The sequence below is a fragment of the Kitasatospora sp. NPDC093806 genome, assembly GCF_040683335.1.
Taxonomy (GTDB): Bacteria; Actinomycetota; Actinomycetes; order Streptomycetales; family Streptomycetaceae; genus Kitasatospora.
The window spans coordinates 40411-65338 of the sequence record NZ_JBFBDO010000022.1 but is presented as its reverse complement, the minus strand read 5'-3'; the positions used below and the strand labels follow the sequence as shown (position 1 = coordinate 65338).

At 72.8% G+C, this 24928-nt stretch carries 23 protein-coding genes; 6 read left to right on the top strand and 17 right to left on the bottom strand.

Annotated elements, in window-relative coordinates:
• Positions 1 to 304: 304 nt before the first annotated feature.
• The 6 genes from whiA to uvrA form a co-directional block, all read right to left on the bottom strand.
• Positions 305 to 1285: a DNA-binding protein WhiA gene (gene whiA, locus AB0N76_RS14225; RefSeq protein ID WP_209411690.1), complete on the bottom strand. Its 981-nt coding sequence runs from the start codon at positions 1283 to 1285 to the stop codon at positions 305 to 307.
• Entirely contained in the window at positions 1276 to 2247 is a 972-nt protein-coding gene (gene yvcK / locus AB0N76_RS14220) for a uridine diphosphate-N-acetylglucosamine-binding protein YvcK (protein WP_363556791.1), read from the bottom strand. The genes whiA and yvcK overlap by 10 nt, the downstream gene beginning before the upstream one ends.
• Before the next feature lie 223 nt (positions 2248 to 2470).
• The gene (gene rapZ, locus AB0N76_RS14215; RefSeq protein ID WP_363556729.1) at positions 2471 to 3382 is read right to left on the bottom strand and encodes an RNase adapter RapZ; all 912 of its coding nucleotides are present in this window, start codon (positions 3380 to 3382) and stop codon (positions 2471 to 2473) included.
• 118 nt (positions 3383 to 3500) lie between these two features.
• Positions 3501 to 5558, bottom strand: coding sequence for an excinuclease ABC subunit UvrC (gene uvrC / locus AB0N76_RS14210; RefSeq protein WP_363556727.1), 2058 nt, complete (start codon positions 5556 to 5558; stop codon positions 3501 to 3503).
• Positions 5559 to 5641: 83 nt separating this feature from the next.
• Positions 5642 to 6076 carry a Rieske (2Fe-2S) protein gene (locus AB0N76_RS14205; RefSeq protein WP_363556725.1) on the bottom strand — a complete coding sequence of 145 codons (435 nt, stop codon included), beginning with the start codon at positions 6074 to 6076 and terminating at the stop codon, positions 5642 to 5644.
• Between the two features lie 117 nt (positions 6077 to 6193).
• Positions 6194 to 9106, bottom strand: a complete 2913-nt coding sequence (gene uvrA, locus AB0N76_RS14200; protein WP_363556723.1) for an excinuclease ABC subunit UvrA — start codon at positions 9104 to 9106, stop codon at positions 6194 to 6196.
• Positions 9107 to 9374: 268 nt separating this feature from the next.
• Between uvrA and AB0N76_RS14195 the strand changes: the two genes are divergently transcribed.
• Both AB0N76_RS14195 and AB0N76_RS14190 read left to right on the top strand, forming a co-directional pair.
• On the top strand, positions 9375 to 10109 hold the full coding sequence (locus tag AB0N76_RS14195) for a maleylpyruvate isomerase family mycothiol-dependent enzyme (RefSeq protein ID WP_363556721.1): 735 nt from the start codon (positions 9375 to 9377) through the stop codon (positions 10107 to 10109).
• A 165-nt stretch (positions 10110 to 10274) separates the two neighbouring features.
• A complete protein-coding gene (locus AB0N76_RS14190; RefSeq protein ID WP_363556719.1) occupies positions 10275 to 10928 on the top strand; it encodes an MBL fold metallo-hydrolase in 654 nt (217 codons plus the stop codon).
• 72 nt (positions 10929 to 11000) lie between these two features.
• Here the strand turns inward: AB0N76_RS14190 and AB0N76_RS14185 are convergent, their stop codons facing one another.
• From AB0N76_RS14185 to zapE, 6 genes are all read right to left on the bottom strand, one after another.
• Positions 11001 to 11993 carry a TerC family protein gene (locus AB0N76_RS14185; protein ID WP_363556717.1) on the bottom strand — a complete coding sequence of 331 codons (993 nt, stop codon included), beginning with the start codon at positions 11991 to 11993 and terminating at the stop codon, positions 11001 to 11003.
• Positions 11994 to 12211: 218 nt separating this feature from the next.
• Positions 12212 to 12793: a TerD family protein gene (locus AB0N76_RS14180; protein ID WP_363556715.1), complete on the bottom strand. Its 582-nt coding sequence runs from the start codon at positions 12791 to 12793 to the stop codon at positions 12212 to 12214.
• A gap of 309 nt (positions 12794 to 13102) precedes the next feature.
• Entirely contained in the window at positions 13103 to 15202 is a 2100-nt protein-coding gene (uvrB, locus tag AB0N76_RS14175; protein ID WP_363556713.1) for an excinuclease ABC subunit UvrB, read from the bottom strand.
• A 45-nt stretch (positions 15203 to 15247) separates the two neighbouring features.
• Positions 15248 to 15556, bottom strand: a complete 309-nt coding sequence (locus tag AB0N76_RS14170) for a helix-turn-helix transcriptional regulator (protein WP_363556711.1) — start codon at positions 15554 to 15556, stop codon at positions 15248 to 15250.
• Positions 15553 to 15927, bottom strand: a complete 375-nt coding sequence (locus AB0N76_RS14165) for a type II toxin-antitoxin system RelE/ParE family toxin (protein WP_363556709.1) — start codon at positions 15925 to 15927, stop codon at positions 15553 to 15555. Before AB0N76_RS14165 ends, AB0N76_RS14170 begins: the two co-directional genes overlap by 4 nt.
• Before the next feature lie 48 nt (positions 15928 to 15975).
• Positions 15976 to 17040 (bottom strand): cell division protein ZapE, encoded by a 1065-nt coding sequence (gene zapE / locus AB0N76_RS14160; protein ID WP_363556789.1) that lies wholly within the window; start codon positions 17038 to 17040, stop codon positions 15976 to 15978.
• Between the two features lie 114 nt (positions 17041 to 17154).
• On the opposite strand from zapE, the gene AB0N76_RS14155 reads away from it, so the two are divergent.
• From AB0N76_RS14155 to msrB, 4 genes are all read left to right on the top strand, one after another.
• Positions 17155 to 17922 carry a dihydrofolate reductase family protein gene (locus tag AB0N76_RS14155; RefSeq protein WP_363556707.1) on the top strand — a complete coding sequence of 256 codons (768 nt, stop codon included), beginning with the start codon at positions 17155 to 17157 and terminating at the stop codon, positions 17920 to 17922.
• Positions 17923 to 18063: 141 nt separating this feature from the next.
• Positions 18064 to 18525 (top strand): indole-3-glycerol phosphate synthase, encoded by a 462-nt coding sequence (locus tag AB0N76_RS14150; RefSeq protein ID WP_363556705.1) that lies wholly within the window; start codon positions 18064 to 18066, stop codon positions 18523 to 18525.
• Between the two features lie 131 nt (positions 18526 to 18656).
• Positions 18657 to 20039 carry a UDP-N-acetylmuramate--L-alanine ligase gene (gene murC, locus AB0N76_RS14145; protein ID WP_363556787.1) on the top strand — a complete coding sequence of 461 codons (1383 nt, stop codon included), beginning with the start codon at positions 18657 to 18659 and terminating at the stop codon, positions 20037 to 20039.
• 30 nt (positions 20040 to 20069) lie between these two features.
• Entirely contained in the window at positions 20070 to 20474 is a 405-nt protein-coding gene (gene msrB, locus AB0N76_RS14140; RefSeq protein ID WP_363556703.1) for a peptide-methionine (R)-S-oxide reductase MsrB, read from the top strand.
• Positions 20475 to 20522: 48 nt separating this feature from the next.
• On the opposite strand, the gene AB0N76_RS14135 is transcribed toward msrB, so the two are convergent.
• The 5 genes from AB0N76_RS14135 to AB0N76_RS14115 form a co-directional block, all read right to left on the bottom strand.
• Positions 20523 to 21752: a cytochrome P450 gene (locus tag AB0N76_RS14135; protein ID WP_363556701.1), complete on the bottom strand. Its 1230-nt coding sequence runs from the start codon at positions 21750 to 21752 to the stop codon at positions 20523 to 20525.
• Entirely contained in the window at positions 21749 to 22315 is a 567-nt protein-coding gene (locus AB0N76_RS14130; protein WP_363556785.1) for an ATP/GTP-binding protein, read from the bottom strand. The genes AB0N76_RS14135 and AB0N76_RS14130 overlap by 4 nt, the downstream gene beginning before the upstream one ends.
• 76 nt (positions 22316 to 22391) lie before the next feature.
• Positions 22392 to 22754 (bottom strand): DUF742 domain-containing protein, encoded by a 363-nt coding sequence (locus AB0N76_RS14125; protein WP_363556699.1) that lies wholly within the window; start codon positions 22752 to 22754, stop codon positions 22392 to 22394.
• On the bottom strand, positions 22751 to 23206 hold the full coding sequence (locus AB0N76_RS14120) for a roadblock/LC7 domain-containing protein (protein WP_363556697.1): 456 nt from the start codon (positions 23204 to 23206) through the stop codon (positions 22751 to 22753). The genes AB0N76_RS14125 and AB0N76_RS14120 overlap by 4 nt, the downstream gene beginning before the upstream one ends.
• 145 nt (positions 23207 to 23351) lie before the next feature.
• Positions 23352 to 24881 (bottom strand): ATP-binding protein, encoded by a 1530-nt coding sequence (locus tag AB0N76_RS14115; RefSeq protein ID WP_363556695.1) that lies wholly within the window; start codon positions 24879 to 24881, stop codon positions 23352 to 23354.
• Between the last annotated feature and the right edge of the window lie 47 nt (positions 24882 to 24928).

Here is a 24928-nt window from a genome sequence, read left to right as displayed (position 1 = left end):
GGTGGAATTTTGGGATGTCCCCGACCGCCTATGACCCTACCCCTCCGGGGCCGGATAGAGCACATCAGGCGCCCGCGCAACCCCTGGCGTGGCGCGTTCGAGCACAGGTCACGGGCCTTCCGGCCGTTCCTCCCCGGGCAGTTGGTCCCGGCCTCGCGGGGCACTCCGGCAGGGCCCCCTGTCCACCCTCCGGACACGGCACCGCCGGTGCCCGCGGAAGCGGACACCGGCGGCGAGATCAGCACTCGGCGTGATCGTCAAGAGTCAATTCGGTCGGGTACCCCCCGGGTGCCCGTCGCGCTTCTCAGTTGAGCGCCATCTCGTCGGTGAGGTTGGCCTCGGTGCTCGGCAGGCCGAGCTCGGAGGCGCGCTTGTCGGCCATCGCCAGCAGCCGGCGGATCCGCCCGGCCACCGCGTCCTTGGTCAGCGGCGGGTCGGCGAGCGCGCCCAGCTCCTCCAGCGAGGCCTGCTTGTGCTGCATCCGCAGCTGGCCGGCGGCCGCCAGGTGCTCGGGCACCTCGTCGCCGAGGATCTCCAGGGCGCGCTGCACGCGAGCGCCGGCCGCCACCGCGGCCCGGGCCGAGCGGCGCAGGTTGGCGTCGTCGAAGTTGGCCAGCCGGTTGGCGGTGGCCCGCACCTCGCGGCGCATCCGGCGCTCCTCCCAGGCGAGCACCGACTCGTGCGCGCCGAGCCGGGTGAGCAGCGCGCCGATCGCGTCGCCGTCGCGGATCACCACCCGGTCGACCCCGCGCACCTCGCGGGCCTTGGCCGGGATGCCGAGCCGGCGGGCGGCGCCGACCAGGGCGAGGGCCGCCTCCGAGCCGGGGCAGGTGATCTCCAGCGAGGACGAGCGGCCGGGCTCGGTGAGCGAGCCGTGGGCCAGGAAGGCCCCGCGCCAGGCCGCCTCGGCGTCGCAGGTGGCCCCGGAGACGACGGCTGGCGGCAGGCCCCGGATGGGGCGGCCGCGGCCGTCGACCAGACCGGTCTGGCGTGCCAGCAGCTCACCGTCCTTGACCACCCGGACCACGTACCGGCTGCCCCGGCGCAGGCCGCCGGGGGCCATCACGACCAGGTCGGAGGAGTGTCCGAAGATCTCCAGCAGGTCCTTGCGCAGGCGCCGCGCGGCCGCGCCGGTGTCCAGCTCCGCCTCGATCACGATGCGGCCGCTCACGATGTGCAGCCCGCCCGCGAAACGCAGGATCGCCGACACCTCCGCCTTGCGGCAGCAGGCCCGGGTGACCGGGAGCCGGCTGATTTCGTCCTTCACCGCTGGAGTCATCGCCATGGCCCGATCCTTCCATGTGTCCGGAAAATCCGGTCGTACGCGGCTGCCAAGAGCTCCGGGTCGTGTCGCGGCGTGCCGTCGGTGCGGGCGACCCGGCCGAGCACCAGGGCGGCGCCCATCCGCTCGGCGGCCTTCTCCAGGCCGGCCAGGTCCGCCTGGCCGAAGGCGCCGCCGGTGACGGCGCGCTCGTCCACCAGGATCGCATCCACCGCGAGGGAGGGAGCGTGGTCGGCGATGACCTCCAGGTGGCGCTGCGGGGTGAAGCCCTCGGTCTCGCCGGGCTGCGGGGCCAGGTTCAGGGTGAGCAGGCGGCGGGCCCGGGTCTCGGTGAGCGCCTTGGCCAGCTCGGGCACCAGCAGGTGCGGCAGCACGCTGGTGAACCAGGAACCGGGGCCGAGCACCACCCAGTCCGCCTCCCGGACGGCGGTGACCGCCTCCGGCACGGCCGGCGGCTCGTCCGGCAGCAGCCGGATCGACTGCACGGTGCCCGGGGTGACCGCGACGTTGGCCTGGCCCCGGACGGGCGCCAGCTCGGCCGGGTTGGCCGGGTCGTGCCCGCGGACTATCGCCTCGATGTCCAGCGGGACCGCCGACATCGGCAGCACCCGGCCCTGGACGTTGAGCAGCCGGCCGACCCAGTCCAGGGCGGCGACCGGGTCGCCGAGCTTCTCCCACAGCGCGACGATCAGCAGGTTGCCGACGGCGTGGCCGCCCAGCTCCCCGCTGCCGGTGAAGCGCTGCTGGATCACCTCGGACCAGGTGCGGCCCCAGTCGTCGTCGCCGCAGAGCGCGGCCAGCGCCTTGCGCAGGTCGCCCGGCGGCAGCACCCCGAGCTCCTCGCGGAGCCGGCCGCTGGAGCCGCCGTCGTCGGCGACGGTGACCACCGCGGTCAGGTCGGTGGTGAGCCGGCGCAGCGCGGACAGCGAGGCGGACAGGCCCTGGCCGCCGCCGAGCGCGGTGATCCGGGGGGCCTGCTTGCTCCGTAGCGGCTGATGGGAACGGGCCGGGCCGGTGCGGGCCGCCCCGGGGCGGGGCCGGCCGGTCACGACGGACCGGGCCGGGGCCCCACTCCGGTCGGCGGCCCTGTTCTGGAACTGCCGCCCGGGCACGTATCCCGTCACACCTACCTCGCGTTCCTCTTGCCCGCCGCCGGCCTCCGCCGGCGGCCCGGCAGGGGTGCGGCGGCTACTCCCGTCCCATGTCACGGTGGACGAGCACCGTTTCCACACCGTCCGCGATGAGACGCTTCGTCAGCCGCTCGGACATCGCGACGCTGCGGTGCTTGCCACCGGTGCAGCCTACGGCAAGGGTCATGTAACGCTTCCCCTCGCGCCGGTACCCCTCGGTGACGATGCGCAGCAGCTCGGCGTAACCGTTCAGGAACTCGTTGGCGCCGGGCTGCTGGAAGACGTAGTCGGCGACGTCCGCGTCGGTGCCGGTCCGGGCCCGCAGCTCGGGCACCCAGTGCGGGTTCGGCAGGAAGCGGCAGTCCACCACGAGGTCGGCGTCGACCGGCAGACCGTACTTGAAGCCGAAGGACATCACGGTGGCCCGCAGCTCGGGCTCGTCGTGGTCGGCGAACTGGGCGTCGAGCTTGGCGCGCAGCTGGTGGACGTTGAGGTTGGAGGTGTCGATCACCAGGTCGGCCTCGCCGCGCAGCTCGCGCAGCAGGTCGCGCTCCTGGGCGATGCCGTCGACGATCCGGCCGTCGGCCTGGAGCGGGTGCGGGCGGCGCACGCTCTCGAAGCGGCGGACCAGGGCGTCGTCGGAGGAGTCCAGGAAGACGACGCGCAGCCGCACGCCGCGCTTCTCCAGCTCGTCCAGGGAGGTCAGCAGGTCGTCGAAGAACTGCCGGCCGCGGACGTCCACGACGGCGCCGATCCGGGCGACGTTGCCCTGGGAGCGCGCGCCGAGGTCGACCATGGTCGGGATGAGGGCCGGCGGCAGGTTGTCGACGACGAACCAGCCCAGGTCCTCCAGGCACTTGGCGGCGGTGGAGCGGCCCGCTCCGGACATGCCGGAGATGATCACCAGCTCCGGGGTGTTCTCCCCGCCGGCCTCGGGCCGGGCGGTACCCCCGTAATCGGACACGGTCACTTCGGTTCCCCGCTCTCGGTGGTTCTGCTTGGGAGAACGCGCGTCGCGCGGCCACGCTTCCCCGGTCCGCTCGGGCGAGCGGGGGCGGGGCGCGCCGGCTGACGGGCGGCGTCGGCCGTCATGGCGTCTCCTGGATGGGTGCGGTCTCGGGCGCCGCGGGCGCCGGCTCGTCGGCGCCGTCCTCGATGATCTCGCCCGTGGCGGTGTTCACGGCGGGTGCGGCAGGTGTACGGGACGACAACGCCGCCGCAACGGTCTCCGCCGTCCGCCGGCCGATGCCGGGGACGGCGCAGAGTTCGTCGACGGTGGCCGCCCGGAGCTTCTTCAGCGAGCCGAAGTGCTTGAGCAGCGCCTGACGGCGAGTCTCGCCGAGGCCGGGGACGGAGTCCAGTTCTCCGGCGGTGAGTCGCTTGGAACGCTTGCTCCGCTGGTAGGTGATGGCGAAGCGGTGGGCCTCGTCGCGGACCCGCTGGAGCAGGTAGAGGCCCTCGCTGCTGCGCGGGAGCACCACCGGGTCGTCCTCGCCGGGCAGCCAGACCTCCTCCAGGCGCTTGGCGAGGCCGCAGAGCGCGACGTCGTCGATGCCGAGCTCGTCCAGGGCGCGGCGGGCGGCGGCCACCTGGGGCTGGCCGCCGTCGACGACCAGCAGCTGCGGCGGGTAGGCGAAGCGCTTGGGGCGGCCGTCCTCGGCCCGGCCGTCGGCGTCGGCGGGGCCGCCGCCGGTGGGGCCCTCGGTCTCGTCCGGGCCGTCCTCGGGGACGGCCCACTCGCCGGTCTGCTCGCGCTCGCGGAGGTAGCGGCGGAACCGGCGGCTGATCACCTCGTGCATCGAGCGGACGTCGTCCTGGCCCTCGAAGCCCTTGATCTGGAAGCGGCGGTACTCGCTCTTGCGGGCCAGGCCGTCCTCGAAGACGACCATCGAGGCGACCACGTCCTCGCCCTGGAGGTGGGAGATGTCGAAGCACTCGATGCGCAGCGGCACGGAGTCCAGCTCCAGGGCGTCGGCGATCTCCTGGAGGGCGCGGCTGCGGGTGGTGAGGTCGGCGGCGCGCTTGGTCTTGTGCAGGGCGAGCGCCTGTTGGGCGTTGCGCTGCACGGTGGTCATCAGGTCCTTCTTGTCGCCGCGCTGGGGCACCCGGAGGTCGACCTGGCCGCCGCGCAGGCCGGCCAGCCACTCGCGGACCGGGCCGTCCGGTTCGGGCAGGGCGGGGACGAGGACCTCGCGCGGGACGGGCTCGCTGCCGCCGCCGTAGAGCTGCTGGAGGGCGTGCTCGACCAGGCCGGCGGTGTCGACGTCCTCGACCTTGTCGGTGACCCAGCCGCGCTGGCCGCGGACCCGGCCGCCGCGGACGTGGAAGATCTGGACGGCGGCCTCCAGTTCGTCCTCGGCGAGGGCGAGCAGATCGGCGTCGGTGGCGTCGGCGAGGACGATCGCGTTCTTCTCCATGGCCCGCTTGAGCGCGCCGATGTCGTCGCGGAGCCGGGCCGCCTTCTCGTACTCCAGCTCGGCGGCCGCCTCCCGCATCTCGTCTTCCAGCCGGCGCAGGTAGTTGCCGGTGCGGCCGGCCATGAAGTCGCAGAAGTCCTCGGCGAGGGCGCGGTGTTCCTCGGGCGTGACCTTGCCGACGCAGGGCGCGGCGCACTTGCCGATGTAGCCGAGCAGGCAGGGGCGGCCGATCTGGCGGGCGCGCTTGAAGACGCCGTTGGAGCAGGTGCGGACCGGGAAGACGCGCAGCAGCAGGTCGACGGTCTCGCGGATCGCCCAGGCGTGGCCGTACGGGCCGAAGTAGCGCACGCCCTTCTTGTGCGCGCCGCGCATGACCTGGACCCGCGGGTACTCCTCGTCGAGGGTGACGGCGAGTTCCGGATAGCTCTTGTCGTCGCGGTACTTGACGTTGAACCGGGGGTCGAACTCCTTGATCCAGGAGTACTCCAGCTGGAGCGCCTCGACCTCGGTGGCGACCACGGTCCACTCGACCGCGGCGGCGGTGGTGACCATGGTCGCGGTGCGCGGGTGCAGCCCGGCGAGGTCCTGGAAGTAGGAGGAGAGCCGGGGTCGCAGGCTCTTGGCCTTGCCGACGTAGATGACCCGCCCGTGGGCGTCGCGGAACTTGTAGACCCCGGGCGAGGTCGGGATCGCGCCCGGCGCCGGGCGGTAGGTGGACGGGTCAGCCATGGGTCCACCGTACCGATTCGGCGCGGGCGCGTGGGACGGAGATCGACTCGCGCGGGGCGGAGGTCAACTGGAGATCAACTGCTTCAGCTCGGGGTCACCTTGAGGTTGCCGCCCTCGACCGCCACGGTGTACGCGGGCAGCGGCGCGGGGGCCGGGCCGTCCTGCACGGCGCCGTCGGCGATGCCGAACTTGCTGCCGTGGCAGGGGCACTGGATCTTGTCGTTCTTGACCTGGTCGACGATGCAGCCGGCGTGGGTGCACTTGGCGCTGAACGCCTTGTACTGGCCCTCGGTGGGCTGGGTGACGACGATCTTCTTCTCGCGGAAGACGGTGCCGCCGCCGACCGGCACGGCGGAGGCCGGGCCGAGGTCGACCGGGGCCTTGGCGGCGGAGTCGGAGCCGGCGGAGGGAGCGGAGCAGCCGGAGACGGCGAGGGTGCCGCCGGCCGCGAGGACGGCCGCGGCTCCGCAGAGCAGGGTCCGGCGGGAGGTGGCGGGGCTCTCGGGGGCCTCGGACATGTGATGCGCTCCTGGTTCGGCGGCGACTCCCGCTGCTGCGGGCCGCCCGGAAGTCTATGTGGCCCGACACCGGCCGCCCCCGGTACGTCCGGGGGCGGCCGCTGTCAGGGCCACGGGCTACTTCTTCGCGGCCGCGGCGCGCTTGCGCGGGGCCCGGGTCTTGGCCGGGGTGACCGGGGCGTCGGCGAGGTCGCCGGGCAGGATGTCGCGGAGGAACTTGCCGGTGTGGCTCTCCGGGACGGCCGCGATCTCCTCGGGGGTGCCCTCGGCCACCACGGTGCCGCCGCCGGAGCCGCCCTCGGGGCCCATGTCGACGATCCAGTCGGCGGTCTTGATCACGTCGAGGTTGTGCTCGATGACGATGACCGTGTTGCCCTTGTCCACCAGGCCGGAGAGCACCTTGATCAGCTTGCTGATGTCCTCGAAGTGCAGGCCGGTGGTGGGCTCGTCGAGGACGTAGACCGTCCGGCCGGTGGAGCGCTTCTGCAGCTCGGAGGCGAGCTTGACGCGCTGGGCCTCGCCGCCGGAGAGGGTCGGCGCGGACTGGCCGAGCCGGACGTAGCCGAGGCCGACGTCGTTGAGGGTGCGCAGGTGCCGGGCGATCGCCGGGACGGCCTCGAAGAAGCCGAGCGCCTCCTCGATCGGCATGTCCAGCACCTCGGCGATGGACTTGCCCTTGAAGTGGACCTCCAGCGTCTCCCGGTTGTACCGGGCGCCGTGGCAGACCTCGCACGGCACGTAGACGTCCGGCAGGAAGTTCATCTCGATCTTGATGGTGCCGTCGCCGGAGCAGTTCTCGCAGCGGCCGCCCTTGACGTTGAACGAGAACCGGCCGGGCAGGTAGCCGCGGACCTTGGCCTCCTGGGTCTCCGCGAAGAGCCGCCGGACGTGGTCGAAGACGCCGGTGTAGGTGGCCGGGTTGGAGCGCGGGGTGCGGCCGATCGGCGACTGGTCGACGTGCACCACCTTGTCCACCAGCTCGGTGCCGGTGATCCGGGTGTGCCGGCCGGGCACCGTCCGGGCGCCGTTCAGCTCCCGGGCGAGGTGGGTGTAGAGGATGTCGTTGACCAGGGTGGACTTGCCGGAGCCGGAGACGCCGGTGATCGCCGTGAAGGTGCCGAGCGGGAAGCCGACCGTGACGTCCTTGAGGTTGTGCTCACGGGCGCCGTGCACGGTGAGCTGGCGCTTCTTGTCCCGGTCGCGGCGGGCGTCCGGGATCGGGATGGAGCGCTTGCCGGAGAGGTACTGGCCGGTGAGCGACTCCTTGTTGCCGAGCAGCTCCTTCAGCGAGCCGGAGTGCACCACCTTGCCGCCGTGCTCGCCGGCGCCGGGGCCGATGTCGACCACCCAGTCGGCCATCTTGATGGTGTCCTCGTCGTGCTCGACGACGATCAGGGTGTTGCCGATGTCGCGCAGCCGGACGAGGGTCTCGATCAGCCGGTGGTTGTCGCGCTGGTGCAGGCCGATCGAGGGCTCGTCCAGCACGTAGAGCACGCCGACCAGGCCGGAGCCGATCTGGGTGGCGAGCCGGATGCGCTGGGCCTCGCCGCCGGACAGGGTGCCGGCCGCACGGTCCAGCGAGAGGTAGTCCAGACCGACGTCGACCAGGAACCGCAGCCGCTCGTTGACCTCCTTGAGGACCCGCTCGGCGATCTGCTTGTCGCGGGCGTTGAGCTTCATCGCGCCGAGGAAGTCGGAGCAGTCGCTGATCGACATCGAGGAGACGTCGGCGATCGAGCGGCCCTCGACGGTGACCGCCAGCACGACCGGCTTGAGCCGGGTGCCCGCGCAGGTCGGGCAGGGCACCTCGCGCATGTAGCCCTCGAAGCGCTCGCGGCTGGAGTCGCTCTCGGCCTCCTGGTGGCGGCGCTGGATGAACGGCACCGCGCCCTCGAAGCCGGTGGTGTAGGAGCGGTCGCGGCCGTACCGGTTGCGGTAGCGGACCTCGACCTGGTGCTTGTGCCCGTACAGCAGCGCCTTCTTGGCGCGGGCCGGCAGCCCGGCCCAGGGGATGTCGGTGCGGAAGCCCAGCTCGCCGGCGAGCGCGTCGATCAGCCGCTGGAAGTACTCCTTGGTGTGGCCGCCGGACCACGGGTGGATGGCGCCCTCGTCGAGCGAGCGCTCGTCGTCGGGGATGACCAGCTCCGGGTCGACCTCCATCCGGTTGCCGAGGCCGGAGCAGTCCGGGCAGGCGCCGAACGGCGAGTTGAAGGAGAACGAGCGCGGCTCCAGCTCCTCGAACGACACGTCGTCGTACGGGCAGTAGAGGTGCTCGGAGTACATCCGCTCGCGCTCGGGGTCGTCCTCCGGGAGGTCGACGAAGTCGAGCACGACCATGCCGCCGCTCAGCCGCAGGGCCGTCTCCACCGAGTCGGTCAGCCGGCGCTTGGCGCTGTCCTTGACGGTGAGGCGGTCGATGACCACCTCGACGGTGTGCTTCTCCTGCTTCTTCAGCTTGGGCGGCTCGGCGAGCTGGATCGTCTCGCCGTCCACCCGGGCGCGGGCGTAGCCCTTGGACTGGAGGTCGGCGAAGAGGTCGACGAACTCGCCCTTGCGCTCGCGCACCACCGGGCTGAGCACCTGGAAGCGGGTGCCCTCGGCCAGCTCCAGCACCTTGTCGACGACGGCCTGCGGGGACTGCTTGGCGATCGGGCGGCCGCAGTGCGGGCAGTGCGGCTTGCCGATCCGGGCGAACAGCAGGCGCAGGTAGTCGTAGACCTCGGTGATGGTGCCGACGGTCGAGCGCGGGTTGCGGTTGGTGGACTTCTGGTCGATCGAGACGGCCGGGGAGAGGCCCTCGATGAAGTCGACGTCGGGCTTGTCCATCTGCCCGAGGAACTGGCGGGCGTAGGAGGACAGCGATTCGACGTAGCGGCGCTGCCCCTCGGCGAAGATCGTGTCGAAGGCCAGCGAGGACTTGCCGGACCCGGAGAGGCCCGTGAAGACGATGAGGGAGTCGCGGGGCAGGTCGAGCGAGACGTTCTTGAGGTTGTGCTCGCGAGCACCGCGGACGATGAGGCGGTCGGCCACTGCTTCTGGCGCCTTTCTCCGGGGCGAGATGGCTGGTTGCGGGATGCGTTACTTCTTCCAGGATGCGCCAGCCAGCCTACTAGCTCAGGCGTTCGATTATCGAGCCTGTCCAGCCGGGTCCACCCGAACGAGTGAGGACGCCCCGCGAAGCCTTGACGCGCGATCCGAAAAGCACCTGCTCGGCACCGGGGATCGGCGATAGCGTCGGCTGGTCAACGAGCGGGGCCCCGCCCGGGCAACGCGCCGTCTCCCACGGAAGGCCGATCCGATGACCGACCCGCAGACCGCCGCCGCCTCGGCCGCGCAGTACCTGGCCCTGGTCGAGGAGAGCACCCGGCAGCTGCTGCAGACCGTCGCCGAGCTGAAGCCCGAGGCGGTAGCCGAGCCCTCCGCGCTGCCCGGCTGGACCCGCGGCCACGTCCTGGCCCACCTCGCCCGCAACGCCGACTCGCTGGTCAACCTGCTGGACGGCGCCCGCACCGGCACCGACATCCCGCAGTACGCCAGCGACGAGGCCCGCGACCAGGGCATCGAGGACGACGCGCCGCGCCCGGTCGACGTCCAGCTGGCCGACCTGCGGGAGTCGGACGAGCGCTTCACCGGCGCCGCCGCCCGGCTGCCCGCCGAGGCCTGGACGGCCGGCGTCCGGCACCGCACCGGCTACGTCTTCCCGGCCTCCGACATCCCCTGGAAGCGGCTGATGGAGGTCGAGTACCACCACGTCGACCTGGCCGCCGGCTACACCCCCGACCGCTGGCCGGAGGCCTTCGCGGCCGCCGAGTTCCGCCGCCTCGCCGACCGGCTGGCCGGAGCCGACCTGCCCGCCGTCGAGCTGGTCGCCGAGGACACCGGGGACCGCGCCGCGATCGGCACCGGCGAGCCGGCCCTGACCGCCGCGGGCCCGCTCCGGGCGCTCACCGCCTGGCTCTCCGGCCGCTCCGCCGGCCAGGACCTGCGCCGCACCCCCGACACCGCCCTGCCCACGCTTCCCCCGCTGGGCTGACGGCGCGAGGATGAGCCTGGTTTCTGTACTCGGGGTTTCTGTACTCGGGGTTTCTGTACTCGGGGTTTCTGTACTCGGGGTTTCTGTACTCGGGGTTTCTGTACTCGGGGTTTCTGTGCTCAGGGATTCTGTACTCGGATTCGTACTCGGACGAGGAGCGGACGGATGACGTACCACGGAGCGGTCAAGGTCGGCGGACCGCCGGACGTGCGTGAGCTGGCCCATCTGATCATCACCAAGGTCGCGGTCGGCCCGTACGACAACAACGCCTACCTGCTGCGCTGCCGCGACACCGACGAGCAGCTGCTGATCGACGCGGCGGCGGAGGCGCCGGTGCTGCTGGAGACGGTCGGCGAGCAGCTGGCCACCGTGGTCACCACGCACCGGCACCAGGACCACTGGGGCGCGCTGGCCGAGGTGGTCGCCGCCACCGGCGCCCGCACCGCCGCCGGCCGGATCGACGCCGCGGAGATCGGCGTGCCGACGGCGCTGGCGCTGGACGACGGCGACACCCTGGCGGTCGGCAACTGCCGGCTGACCGTCCGGCACCTGGTCGGCCACACCCCCGGCGCGATCGTGCTGGTCTACGACGACCCGCAGGGCCACCCGCACGTGTTCACCGGCGACTGCCTGTTCCCCGGCGGGGTGGGCAACACCTGGGGTGACGCGGCGGCCTTCGACAGCCTCTTCCGGGACGTCAACGAGAAGCTCTTCGACGCCCTGCCGGACGAGGCCTGGGTCTACCCCGGGCACGGCGGCGACACCACCCTCGGCGCCGAGCGCCCGCACCTCTCCGAGTGGCGCGAGCGCGGCTGGTAGCGGGCGGGGAGACGAACGACGGCGGGCCCGCGACCACTGCTCGGTCGCGGGCCCGCCGTCCTACGGGGAAGCTCAGGCGTCCAGCTTCGCAGACTCGTCCCGGCCGTCCAGCTCGGCCCGCTCGGCCTTCTTCGAGGCCATCAGGCTGGTCACGGTGGTGACGGCGAGCACCACCACGATGAAGCCCAGCGAGAACGGGATGCCGATCTCCGGCACGTGCACGCCCTGCTCGTGCAGCGCGTGCAGCACCAGCTTCACGCCGATGAAGCCGAGGATCACCGACAGGCCGTACGAGAGGTGGACCAGCTTCTTCAGCAGGCCGCCGATCAGGAAGTACAGCTGGCGCAGACCCATCAGGGCGAAGGCGTTGGCGGTGAAGACGATGTACGGGTCCTGGGTCAGGCCGAAGATCGCCGGGATCGAGTCCAGCGCGAACAGGACGTCGGTGGTGCCGATCGCGATCATGACGATCAGCATCGGGGTCATCAGCCGGCGGCCGTTCTCCCGGATGAAGAGCTTGGTGCCGTGGTACTTGTCGGTCGACGGGAAGCGCTGCTCGATCGACTTGAGCAGGCGGTTCTCCTCGAACTCCTCGTCCTCCTCGTCGGCCCGGGCCTCCTTGATCAGCTTCCAGGCGGTCCAGATCAGGAAGCCGCCGAAGATGAAGAACACCCAGGAGAACTGGGCGACCAGCGCGGCGCCGCCGGCGATGAACACCGCGCGCAGCACCAGGGCGATGATCACACCGAACATCAGCACGCGCTGCTGGTAGATCCTCGGCACCGCGAACTTGCTCATGATCAGGATGAAGACGAACAGGTTGTCGACGCTGAGCGACTTCTCGGTGATGTACCCGGCGAAGAACTCACCGGCCGGCGTCGCCCCGGAGTGCCACCAGAGGAAACCGCCGAAGATCACCGCCAGGACGACCCAGACCGTGGTCCAGATCCCGGCTTCCTTGATCGACACCTCGTGCGGCTTGCGGCCGCCGATGAAGAAATCGGCCACGATCAGTGCCAACAGCACCACGATCGTGCCGACCCACAGGCTTACGGAAACGTCCACTACTGCTCCTCCGGCAGGTAGGCGAGACAGTCATCGTCACTGCCGGAGGTCTCTTCCGCCCGTCGGGCCGTCGCCCCGGGGTGCCGCGATGGGCACCCGTGATGACGGGGTCGACTGTCGAGGAATACTCCCCTCCGCTGCCATCGAGAGTAACAGGGAAGGCAAAGAAAGGTAAAGAAGGTAAAGAACCGTCAGTGGGGCGGCCGTCGACGGGACGGTCAGAGGTAGGGCTCGATCACCGGCAGCAGGTCCTGGAAGGTCCGCCCCTTCGCCGGGGCGCCGATCGCCTGCATCGCCCAGCCCCCGTCGCCGTCCCGGAACACCTTCGCCATCACCTGCCCGGTGTGCGGGCCGCCGCCGGTCAGCTCGTACCGGGCCAGCTCCACCCCGGTCGACTCGTCCACCAGCCGGCAGTGCGCGTTCTGCACCTCGGCGAAGGTCTGCCCGGTGTACGAGCTGACCGTGAACACCACCTGGGTGATGTGGGCCGGCACGTGCGCCAGGTCGACCAGGATCGCCTCGTCGTCCTCCCCCGCCCCGGACCCGCCCACCAGGTTGTCCCCGGTGTGCCGGACCGACCCGTCCGCGCTCTCCAGGTGCTGGAAGAACACCACGTCGGACGGCGTCCGCTCGGCGTACAGCAGCGCCGAGGCGTCCAGGTCGATCTGCCGGGTGCGGCTGCCGAACAGCCCCCGCCGGGGCGCCGCCCGCCAGCCCAGGCCCATCCGGACGACGGTGAGCGTCTCCCCCGGCCCCTTCTGCAGGCTGACCCGCTGCCCCTTGGCAAGGTTCACCGACACCGAGTTGTCCTCTCTGCCCAGCCGCGCGGTCGATCCCCGCGCCGGCTCCACGGTGGAACACCCCGTTGCCGTCCCCCGGCTGAGGCCCCCTGTCGCGGCCGTCCGTCCCGGGGCGGCGCCGCAGGCCAAGCCTAGGCCCTGCGGTCGAACGCCTTTCCCGCCGTGTACCCCGTCACGGCGGAGCCGAGACACCGCCGGGCCCGGCCGGCACCGGAACCGGCCAAGCCCGGTGGTGTCCCGGCTCCGCCCCGGCTAGGGCCTGTCTCTTGGATTTTGTCGCGACCCCGGCAAGGATCCAAGAGACAGGCCCTAGGCGATGCCGGCCTCGCGCATCTGCCGCAGCTCCTTCTTCAGCTCCTTGACCTCGTCGCGCAGCCGGGCCGCCACCTCGAACTGGAGGTCCGTCGCGGCGGCGTGCATCCGGTCCGTCATCGACTGGATCAGCTCGGCCAGCTCCGCCGCCGGCAGCGACTTCGCCGGCTTGCGGTCGTTGCCCAGCGCCGGCACCGGGGCCTTGCCGCCCTTGCCGCCGCCCGTGCCCCGGTAGCCGGAGGAGAGCAGCTCGTCGGTGTCCACGTCCTCGCGGGCCAGGGTGTCCAGGATGTCGCCGATCTTCTTCCGCAGCGGCTGCGGATCGATCCCGTGCTCCTTGTTGTACGCCTGCTGGACGGCCCGGCGGCGGTTGGTCTCCTCGATCGCCTTCTCCATCGAGGGCGTGATCCGGTCCGCGTACATGTGGACCTGGCCGGAGACGTTGCGGGCGGCGCGGCCGATGGTCTGGATCAGCGAGGTGCCGGAGCGCAGGAAGCCCTCCTTGTCCGCGTCCAGGATCGCCACCAGGGACACCTCGGGCAGGTCCAGGCCCTCGCGGAGCAGGTTGATGCCGACCAGCACGTCGTACCGGCCGGCCCGCAGCTCGCGCAGCAGCTCCACCCGGCGCAGCGTGTCCACGTCGCTGTGCAGGTAGCGGACCCGGATGTCCAGGCCGAGCATGTAGTCGGTGAGGTCCTCGGCCATCTTCTTGGTGAGCGTGGTGACCAGGACGCGCTCGTCCCGCTCGACCCGCTTGCGGACCTCGTGCACCAGGTCGTCGATCTGGCCCTCGGTCGGCTTGACGATCACCTCGGGGTCGATCAGGCCGGTCGGCCGGATGATCTGCTCGACCTGGCCGTCGCCCCGGGAGAGCTCGTACTGGCCCGGGGTCGCCGACAGGTAGACCGTCTGGCCGATCCGCCCGAGGAACTCCTCCCATTTCAGCGGCCGGTTGTCCATCGCGGACGGCAGCCGGAAGCCGTGCTCCACCAGGGTCCGCTTGCGCGAGGCGTCGCCCTCGTACATCGCGCCGATCTGCGGGACGGTGACGTGCGACTCGTCGATGACCAGGAGGAAGTCCTCCGGGAAGTAGTCCAGCAGGGTGTTCGGCGGGGAGCCGGGCTCGCGGCCGTCGAAGTGCATCGAGTAGTTCTCGACGCCCGAGCAGGTGCCGATCTGGCGGAGCATCTCGATGTCGTAGGTGGTGCGCATGCGCAGCCGCTGGGCCTCCAGCAGCTTGCCCTGCTTCTCCATCCGGGCGAGCGTCTCTTCCAGCTCCCGCTCGATCCCGCCGACCGCGCGCTCCATCCGCTCCGGACCGGCGACGTAGTGCGAGGCCGGGAAGACGTGGACGGCGTCGTCCTGGCTGATGATCTCGCCGGTGAGCGGGTGCAGGGTGTACAGCGCCTCGATCTCGTCGCCGAACATCTCGATCCGCAGCGCGAGCTCCTCGTAGACCGGGAAGATCTCGATGGTGTCGCCGCGGACCCGGAAGGTGCCCCGGGTGAAGGCGAGGTCGTTGCGGGTGTACTGGATGTCGACGAAGCGCCGGAGCAGGACGTCCCGGTCGATCTCCTCGCCGACCTTCAGCCGCACCATCCGGTCCACGTACTCCTGCGGCGTGCCGAGGCCGTAGATGCAGGACACCGACGCGACCACGATCACGTCCCGGCGGGTGAGCAGCGAGTTGGTGGCCGAGTGCCGCAGCCGCTCGACCTCCTCGTTGATCGAGGAGTCCTTCTCGATGTAGGTGTCCGTCTGCGGGACGTACGCCTCGGGCTGGTAGTAGTCGTAGTACGAGACGAAGTACTCGACCGCGTTGTTCGGCAGCAGCTCGCGGAACTCGTTGGCCAGCTGCGCCGCCAGCGTCTTGTTCGGCGCCATCACCAGGGTGGGGCGCTGGAGCTTCTCGATCATCCAGGCCGTGGTGGCCGACTTGCCGGTACCGGTGGCACCGAGCAGGACGACGTCCTTCTCCCCGCCCCTGATCCGACGCTCCAGCTCGGCGATCGCCGCCGGCTGGTCCCCGTTGGGCTGGAAGGGACTGACGACCTCGAAGGGCGCCACTGACCGCTCAATACTCGTGATGGGTCGCACGCCTCCACCGTACGACCCGCCACTGACAACGCGGGACCGATCGACTCAGGCCGCGTGGGCCTCGAACCTGATGACCGGCTCCCGGGCCGGATCGATCCGGACCGCCGAGTCGAAGGCCGCGGCCAGCCGCTCGATCAGCGGCAGGGTCGGATCGACGCCGCTCTCCTCGATGCTCTCGGCCGTCTCCTCGTCCAGTCCCGCCCGTTCGGCCAGTTCGGCGAGCGTCCAGCCCAGCGCCGAACGGCGCGCGTACACCGCCTCGGCCAGCGCCATCCGTCGCCCGGCCGCGCGGTACTCCTCGCTCTCCCGGTGCTCCGGCGGCACGACCCAGCGGGTGTGGTAGCCGCTGCTCATCGCTCCTCCTCGTCCCTGTCATAGACCTGGTGGTCACCGGCGGGGCCGTGTTCGGCCTCGCACGCCTTCCGGGCCCGGTGCGCCCGCTCGACCTCGTCGGTCTCGCGGCTCCTAGTCTTGCGGAAGACGGTCAGCAGCACAGCCCGTCGGCCGGGGGCGAGCCAGTAGGTGATCCGCATCGGCCCGATCCGCAGCTCCCGCAACGCCCCACCGAGGTGGCTGGCCAGCGGGAACGGCAGCAGCTCACCGTCCTCGGCGAGCCGGTCGGCGGCACGTTCGGCCGCGCGGTACTCGGCGGTCGAGCAGGCGCGCAGCCACGCGCGCACCTCGGGCTCGATCTCGATGGTGTAGGCCGCCCGGTCCCCGGTCACGTGCTCCCCCTCCGCTCCGCAGGGAGCAACGCCCGACCGGGGCGGAGGTCACGCCGTCAGCCCGCCCTGGTTCTTCGCGCTGTCGCGGGCCAGGGCGACGAGGCGGGAGATGGCGCGGAGGTACTTCTTGCGGTAGCCGCCGCGGAGCATCTCGTCGGGGAAGACCCGGTCGAAGGGGAGGCCGGAGGCGGTGATCGGGAGTTCGCGGTCGTACATGCGGTCGGCGAGGACGACCAGGCGCAGGGCGGTGGACTGGTCGTCGACCTGGCGCACGCCGCGCAGGCAGACGGCCGTGACGTCGTCCAGGAGGGCGCCGTAGCGGCTGGGGTGGACGGCCGAGAGGTGGGCGAGCAGGGCGTCGAAGTCGTCCAGGGAGGCGCCCGGGGTGCGGGCGGCGACGGCGTCGACCTCGGCGTCGGAGTAGGGCGGCGGGGCGTCGGGCAGGCCGCGGTGGCGGTAGTCCTGGCCGTCGATCCGCATCGGGCGGAAGTGCGCGGACAGGCCCTGGATCTCGCGCAGGAAGTCGGCGGCGGCGAACCGGCCCTCGCCGAGCTTCTCCGGCAGGGTGTTCGAGGTGGCGCAGAGCTTGACGCCGTTCTCGACCAGGCGGCCGAGCAGGGTGGAGACCAGGACGGTGTCGCCCGGGTCGTCCAGCTCGAACTCGTCGATGCAGAGCAGCGTGTGCCCGGAGAGGGTCCGCACGGCCTGCTGGAAGCCGAGCGCGCCGACCAGGTTGGTCAGCTCGACGAAGGTGCCGAAGGCCTTCGGGCCGGGGGCGGCGTGCCAGAGCGAGGCGAGCAGGTGGGTCTTGCCCACGCCGTAGCCGCCGTCCAGGTAGACGCCGGCCGGGCCGGCCGGGGCCGGGGCGGTGCGGCGGAACCAGCTGCGCTTGGGCGCGGAACCGTTTCCGCTGTTGAGCGTGCCGGCGAACTGCTCCAGGACCTGGACGGCCTCGTACTGGCTGGGCTGGCTCTGGTCCGGGAGGTACGTCCCGAAGCTCACGTCGGAGAAGCGCGGCGGCGGGACCATCTCGGCGACCAGCCGCTCGGCGGGGACGACGGGGCGGCGCTCGGTGAGCGCGACCGGCGAGCCGGCGGCGCTCGCGGCGGCTATCGGCTCGGGCGCGGTGTCGGGGCGGGAAGCTGCGGGCACGGTGGACAAGGGTACGCCTGGTCCCGGCCCCCGCGGACCCCGGCCACCGGGCCGCCGCGGTGGAAGACTGGCGGCATGCAACAGTTGATCAGCCCGGTGGACGGGGCCTTCGCGGATCCGGCCTCGCTGGAGTCGCTCGCCGCCGTCTACGCGTACCCCGACCAGGTGAACCGCGGCCGCCCCTGGCTGCGCGCCAACATGGTGGCCGGACTGGACGGCGGGGCGCGGCTGGACGGCCTCTCCGAGGGCCTGTCGAGCTCGGCCGACAAGCGGATCTTCGGCGTCCTGCGGGCGCTGGCCGACGTGGTGCTGGTGGGGGCCGAGACGGTCCGCGCCGAGGGGTACCGGGCGGCCCGGGCCCGGGCCGAGTTCGCCGCCGCGCGGCGGGCCGCCGGGCAGGCGCCGGCCCCGGCGATCGCGGTGGTCAGCCGCTCGCTCGGGCTGGACCTGACCGCGCCGCTGTTCACCGAGCCGCTGGTGCGCACGGTGGTGATCACCACCGAGGACGCGCCCGCGGCGGCCCGGGCGGCGGTGGGCGAGGTGGCCGACGTGATCACGGCCGGCCGGGGCTCGGTGGACCTGCCGGCGGCGGTCGCGGTGCTGGCCGACCGGGGCTGGACCAGGCTGCTGACCGAGGGCGGTCCGCGGCTGCTGGGGCAGCTGGCCGCCGAGGGCCTGCTCGACGAGCTGTGCCTGTCGGTGGCACCGCTGATCACGGCCGGCGACGCGCCGCGCATCATCCACGATGCGCAAATGCCTGACGTGCAGCGGATGCGGCTGGTCTCATTGATCGAGCAGAAAGGATTCCTCTTCACCCGCTACCTGCGTCCGCCGACCTCGTGACCCCCGGACCGTGATCCCGCTCCCACTTGGGACTTCCTCCGCGTGGCCCGTGTGCCGGGTGAGCAGCGTGCGGAAAGCTTCCGCCGGGCAGTATGGGATGCGAAGTCGGGGCCCGGGGGCCGGCGACTGGAAGGGACTCACGTGTTCAAAACGGTACTGATGATCGAAAAGGCGCTCTCCGACGCCGACGTGGAGCTGGTCACCACGCTCCACAGCGACGAGAAGGTGTCCTTCGTCGTCCTGATGCAGCCGCGCGGCAAGCAGGACGAGCTGCTGCGCGCGCTGGACGACGTCGCCCTCGGCCACCTCGACAAGGTGGTGCACGAGCACGACGAGTCCGAGAGCGCGCCGACGCTGGCCACCGAGTCGCTCGAACACAGCCTGCGCCACCTGCGCGAGGCCGGTGCCGAGGCGGTCGGCGAGCTGGTCGAGGAGAAGCCGCTGGACCGGCTGCGGTCCGTAGTCGAGGAGCACCAGGCCGACGAGGTGGTGGTGCTCACCTCCCCGCACTTCGTGGAGGAGTTCTTCCACCGCGACTGGGCCTCCCAGGCCCGGCACAAGGTGGGCGTCCCGGTCCTGCGGCTGTTCGCCAGCGACTCCTGATCGGACCCCCCGGTGGTGCAGAATCGTCCTTGCGGCCCGGCCGCGAGGACGATTCGCACGTCGCCCGCCCTGTTCCCCCGTTCCCCTCCCCGCCCGTACGGAGCCCCGCCTTGAACGACGCCGCGCACGACCTGCACGCCCCGCACTTCATCGGTATCGGCGGCGCCGGGATGTCCGGCCTGGCGAAGATCCTCGCGGTGCGCGGCGCCAGCGTCTCCGGCAGCGACTCCAAGGAGTCGGAGACCGTCCTCGCGCTGCGCGCCCTCGGCGCCAGCGTGCACATCGGCCACGCCGCCGAGCACGTGCCGGACGGCGCGAGCAGCATCGTCGTCTCCAGCGCCATCCGCGCCGACAACCCGGAGCTGGCCGCCGCCCGCGAGCGCGGCATCCCGGTCGTCCACCGCTCGGACGCGCTGGCCGCGCTGATGGGCGGCCGCCGGGCGCTGGCCGTGGCCGGCACCCACGGCAAGACCACCACCACCAGCATGCTCGCCGTCGCCCTCGGCGAGCTGGGCCTGGAGCCGTCCTACGCGATCGGCGGCGACCTCGACGCGCCCGGCTCCAACGCCCACCACGGCGCCGGCGAGATCTTCGTCGCCGAGGCCGACGAGAGCGACCGCAGCTTCCACAAGTACGCGCCCGAGGTGGCGATCGTGCTCAACGTGGAGCTGGACCACCACGCCAACTACGCCTCGATCGACGAGATCCACGAGTCCTTCGAGACCTTCGTCGGCCGGATCACCCCCGGCGGCACCCTGGTCGTCTCCGCCGACCACGACGGCGCCCGCGAGCTGACCGCCCGGGTGGCCGGCCGCGACGGCCTGAACGTGGTCACCGTCGGCGCCGCCGAGGACGCCGACCTGCGCGTCCTGTCGGTCGTCCCGCGCGGGATGACCAGCGAGGTCACCGTCCTGCTGGACGGCGCCGAGCTGTCCTTCACCGTCTCGGTGCCCGGCCGGCACTACGCGCACAACGCGGTCGCCGCGCTCGCCGCCGGCGTCGCGCTGGGCGTCCCGGCCGCCGACCTGGCCAGGGCGCTCGGCGCCTACACCGGCGTGCGCCGCCGGCTCCAGCTCAAGGGCGAGGCCAACGGCGTCCAGGTGATCGACTCCTACGCCCACCACCCGACCGAGATGACCGCCGACCTGGAGGCCATCCGGGAGGCCACCGCCGGGCGCGTCCTGGTGGTCTTCCAGCCGCACCTGTTCAGCCGCACCCAGCAGCTCGCCGAGGAGATGGGCGCCGCGCTGGCGCTGGCCGACGCCTCCGTGGTGCTCGACATCTACCCGGCCCGCGAGGACCCGATCCCCGGCGTCACCAGCGAGCTGATCATCGACGCCGCCCGCCGGGCCGACGCCGAGGTCACCGCCGAGCACGACTTCGCCGCCGCCCCCGCGCTGCTGGCCGGCCTGGCCCGCCCGGGCGACCTGCTGCTCACCATGGGCGCGGGCGACGTCACCGACCTCGGCCCGGAAATCCTCAAGCACCTCGCGAGCGTTGCCTCCAACGTCTGAGTCGTCCGAGTCACCCGACCGGGAGCCGTCATGAGCTACGAGATCGAGAAGCCCGACGCCGAGTGGCGTGCCCAGCTCTCCCCCGAGGAGTACCGCGTCCTCCGGGAGGCCGGCACCGAGCGCCCGTTCACCGGCGAGTACACCGACACCAAGACGGTCGGCGTCTACAGCTGCCGGGCCTGCGGCTCCGAGCTGTTCTCCTCGGAGACCAAGTTCGACAGCCACTGCGGCTGGCCGTCCTACTACGCGCCGCTGGCCGGGGACCGCGTCGAGTACATCGAGGACACCTCGCTCGGCATGCGCCGGGTCGAGGTCCGGTGCGCGCGCTGCGGCGGCCACCTGGGCCACGTCTTCGAGGGCGAGGGCTACGGCACGCCGACCGACCAGCGGTACTGCATCAACTCGGTCTCGCTCACGCTGAAGCCGGCGGAGTAGCGCGGAGTGCGAGGAGGCCCGGACACCCGAGGGTGTCCGGGCCTCCTGCTATCCGGCCACCGGGGTGAAGTGGACCGGGAGGCGGACGAGGGCCCGGTGGAAGGGGCCGGGGCGCCAGTGCAGGGCCTCCGGCGGGGTGGCCAGTTCGAGGTCGCCGATCCGGCTGGTGAGCTGCTCGATCGCGGTGATCGCGATCAGCAGGGCCGGGTCCCGGGCCGGGCAGGCGTGCGGGCCGGCCGCCCAGGCCAGGTGGGCGGACTCGCCGCTGCGCAGCTCGTCGCCGTCGGCGGGCGGGGCGGCCTGGGAGTTGGCGGCCGCGTAGGAGACCAGGACCAGGCTGCCGGCCTTGATCTCGCGGCCGTGGAAGGTGACGTCGCAGCGCGGGTAGTGGGCGGAGAGGTTGGCCAGCGGCGGCTCGTGCCAGAGCACCTCGTCGATCGCCTGGTAGGCGGTCATCGCGCCGCCGAACAGCGAACCGGCGTAGCGGGCGTCGGTGAGCAGCCGGAGCAGGGCGTTGCCGATGAGGTTGGTGGTCGGCTCGTTCCCCGCGATCATGGTCAGGGTGATCTGCCGGACCACCTCCTCGTTCTCCAGCCCGGCCGGGTGGGTGAGGAACCAGGAGGTCAGGTCGTGCCGGGGCCGTTCGCGGCGCTCGGCGACCATGCCGGTGACCACCGCGACCAGGTCCGCGTACGCGGCCACCGCCCGTTCGGTGGACTCGATCATGCCGACGATGCCGGCCACCAGCCGCTCCTCGTGCTCCGCGGGCACGCCGAACCAGGTGGTGATGACGTGCACCGGCAGCCGGCGCGCGTAGTCGGCGATCAGGTCGGCCGAGCCGGCCGCCCCGAAGGCGTCGATCAGCCGGTGGGCGACCTCGGCGACCCGGCGCTGGAGCAGGTGCGGCTCCAGCAGGGCGAGACCGTCGGTGATCACCTGCCGGTAGCGGGCGTGGGTCGCGCCGTCGCTGAACAGCGCGGTGGGGCGGTAGCCGAGCACCGGCAGCAGCGGGGAGTCCGGCGGGACGGTCCGCTGCCAGGCGCGGGAGTCCTTGGAGAAGGTGTCGGTGTCGCGCAGCAGGTCCAGCGCGGCCTGGTAGTCGGTGACCAGCAGGGCCGCCACCCCGGGCGCGATCTCCACCGGGGCGACCGGGCCGACCCGGCGCAGCCGCCGGTAGACCGCGCGCGGGTCGGCGGCGAAGGCCGGGCCGTACAGGGCGACCGGGCCGTCGGCTGAGCTCTCGGACGGGCTCTCGGACGGGCTCTCGGGGATGGTCACGGGTGCTCCGGGAGGGCGGCGGGTTCGGGGGTGGCGGGCAGGCCGTGCAGGACGTGCTCGGTGAGCGCGATCAGCGCGTCCAGGCTGGAGCCGCGCTCGCGGGCGTCGCAGAGCACCAGCGGGGTGGCCGGGTGCAGGTCCAGGTGGGTCCGGAGCACGGCGGGCGGGTGGACCGGCGCGTCCGGGAAGCGGTTGACCGCGACCGCGTACGGCAGCCCCTGCTCCTCGACCATGTCCATGATCTCGAAGGAGTCGGCGAGCCGGCGGGTGTCGGCCAGCACCAGGGCGCCCAGCGCGCCGCGCGCGATGTCCTGCCAGAGCGGGAAGAACCGCCGCTGGCCCGGGGTGCCGAACATGTAGAGCACCACCTGGCCGGGCAGGGTGAGCCGGCCGAAGTCCACCGCCACCGTCGTCGTGGTCTTGCCGGGCAGGCCGGCCAGGTCGTCGACGGGGGCGCCGGCCTCGGTCATCGCCTCCTCGGTGTGCAGGGTCGGGATCTCCGAGAGGGTGCGGATGAGCGTCGTCTTGCCGACGCCGAACGGGCCGGCCACGACCAGCTTCATCAGCGTCTGGTCCCGGTCGGGCAGGTAGCCCACCCGGCCCGGCCGCCCCGGGCCGGCGGGGTCACCGGCGTAAGGGTCACCGGAGTGTGCGGAGTCCAACGAGGAGCCTCTCGACGAGGGAGCGGTCGGTCTGCTGGGCGCGGGGGATCGGCGCGCGGGCGTGCAGGCAGCCCGCCTCGACCAGATCGGCCGCGAGGAAGACGGTGGCGCTCACCGGGAGCCGCAGGTGCGCGGCGGCCTCCACGACGGTGAGCGCGCCGGGGCGCAGCAGCTCCCAGAGCCGCCGGTGCTCCGCCTCCAGTTCGACCAGCTCGGGCGGGCGGTCGGTGGCGGTCGGGAACAGCACGGTGAGCCGTTCGAAGCCGTCCGTGCCGGGCCGGGCCCGACCGCCGGTGGCCAGGTAGGCGGGCACCATCCGCCTGCGGGGGACGGCGGTCATGACCGGGCGGGGGCGTCCTGCCGCCTGGCCGGGCTCGCCAGCGCCCGGCCCAGGGCGGCGACCTGCACCTGCATCTGGTAGGCCACGTTGCCGAGTTGGGCCTCGGGCGTGGTGAACACCGCGAGCGAGGTGTTCTCGCCGGCCGGGACGACGACGGCGAAGCCCAGCTCGGACTCGACCACGGTCTGTGCCAGCCGGGGCTGCTCGGCGTCGGTGAAGGCGGTGGTGAACGCGCGGGCGGCGGCGTGCACGGTGGCGGTCATCGCCGCGACCCGTTCGGCGGAGGCGCGGCCGAGGCCGGCCGAGGCGGCCTCGACCAGGCCGTCGCCGGTGGCGATCACCGCGTGCAGGACGCCGGGGAGCTCCAGGAGCGGGGTCAGCACCCAGGAGATCCCGTCGGTCGGACTCGTGGGGTTCGGGCTGGGCGTGGTGGTGGTGGGCGTGCTGCTCACGGCGCGGCTCCTCGGGGGGTCTGGGTGGTCCGGCGGCCGGACGCGTCCGCCGGACCGTCGCCGGTGTGGGCGGCGTCGGGGCGGGGCGGGGCCACCCGGTCGGCGCCGGTGGGGCCGGTCGCCGCGGGGGACGGGGGGTGGGGGTTCAGGGTGTCGGCCGGCTCGGGCGCGGGGGCGTTCCCGGGCTCGGTGGCCGGGCCGGCGACGGGCTCGGTGGCGGTGCCGGGGCCGGCGTCCGTCTCGGCCACGGCGGCGCGGCCGGAGTCGGTGCCGAGCTGGAGCGCCTGCCAGCGGGCGGCGGCCTGCTCGGGCGTGCGCCCGACCAGGACCGGGCGCGGCCCGCCGTCCGGCCGGCGCGCAGCGGCAGCGGGGTGAGTACCGAGAGCGGCTGCTCCTCGTCCACCACGGTCAGCAGCCCGGCCGGGATCCGCAGGATGGTGCGCATGCCGCCGTACGGCGACGGTTCCAGGTGGCAGGAGAAGCCGTACTGCCGGGCCAGCTTGCCGACCACCGCGAACCCGGTCTTCGGCGGGTTGCCCAGCTCGGTGAGGAGCACCTCGGACGGCCCGGCGAGCAGTCGGCGGGCCCGGCGCAGCTGGTCCTCCTCCATCCCGATGCCGCTGTCGTCGACGATCACCAGCGCGCCCCGGCCGCCCTGCTGGACGGTGACCGGGACGTCCGTCTCCGGGTGCGAGTAGGCGGTGGCGTTGGCGAGCAGTTCGGCGACGGCGACGGCCACCGGCTCGGCCGCGCGGGCGACCACGGCCAGCCGGTGCTCGCGCAGGTGGTTGGCGACCTTGATCCGGGCGTAGCCGGGCACCCGGGAGAGCGCGCCGACCACCACCTCGGCGAGCGGCGAGTCGGTGCGGGTCAGTCCGGGCCAGGCCTCGCAGAGCACGGCGACGGTCTGGATCCGGCGCAGCGCGACCTCGTTGCGGAAGTCGACCTCCAGCAGCCGGGGGTCGTCGTTGTCGTGCTGGAGCTGCTGGACCAGGCTCTGGATCTGGTAGAGCAGCGTCTGGATCTTGGAGGTGGCGCCGCGCATCGCGGAGCGGGCGGCGGCGTCGACCCGTTCGCGTTCGTCGGTGACGGCGGCGGAGGCGGCGTCCAGGACGGCCTGCAGCGCCTGGACGGCGGCCGGGCCGACGGCTGCCGGGTCGAGCGGGCCGGTGAGCGGCGCGTTGGGGTGGCTGAGGCGCAGGGCGGCGGCGGCCACGCGTTCGGTGGCGAGGTGGGCGATCTCGGCGAGCAGCGCGGCGGTGCGGCGTTCGGCCTCGGCCGCGCGGTGCTCGGCCTCGGCGACGCGGTGCCCGGCTTCGGCGGTGCGCTGCTCGGCGTCGGCCGCCCTGTGTCCGGCCTCGGCGGCGAGTTGCCCGGCCTCGGCCGCCCGCTGCTCCGCCCGGTGGGCGCGGTCCTCGGCGGTGAGCGCCCGGTCCGCCGCCGCGTGCGCCTCCTCGGCCGAGCGCCGGCCGTCGGCCTGGGCCTCGCGGGCCTGCTGTTCGGCCCGGGCGGCCTGCCCCTCGGCGGCGCGGGCGCGCTCCTCGGCCTTGACGGACGCCGTCGCGGCGGCGCCGGCCCGGGCCAGCGCGCGGGAGCGGCCGCGCGCGAGGTACCCGGCGGCGGCGAGCGCGGCGAGCGCGATCAGCGCCAGGGCCGGTAACAGCAGCTGCGACATCGACGTCCTCGGAACTTCCTCATACGAAGGGCGCGGGGCGAACAGGG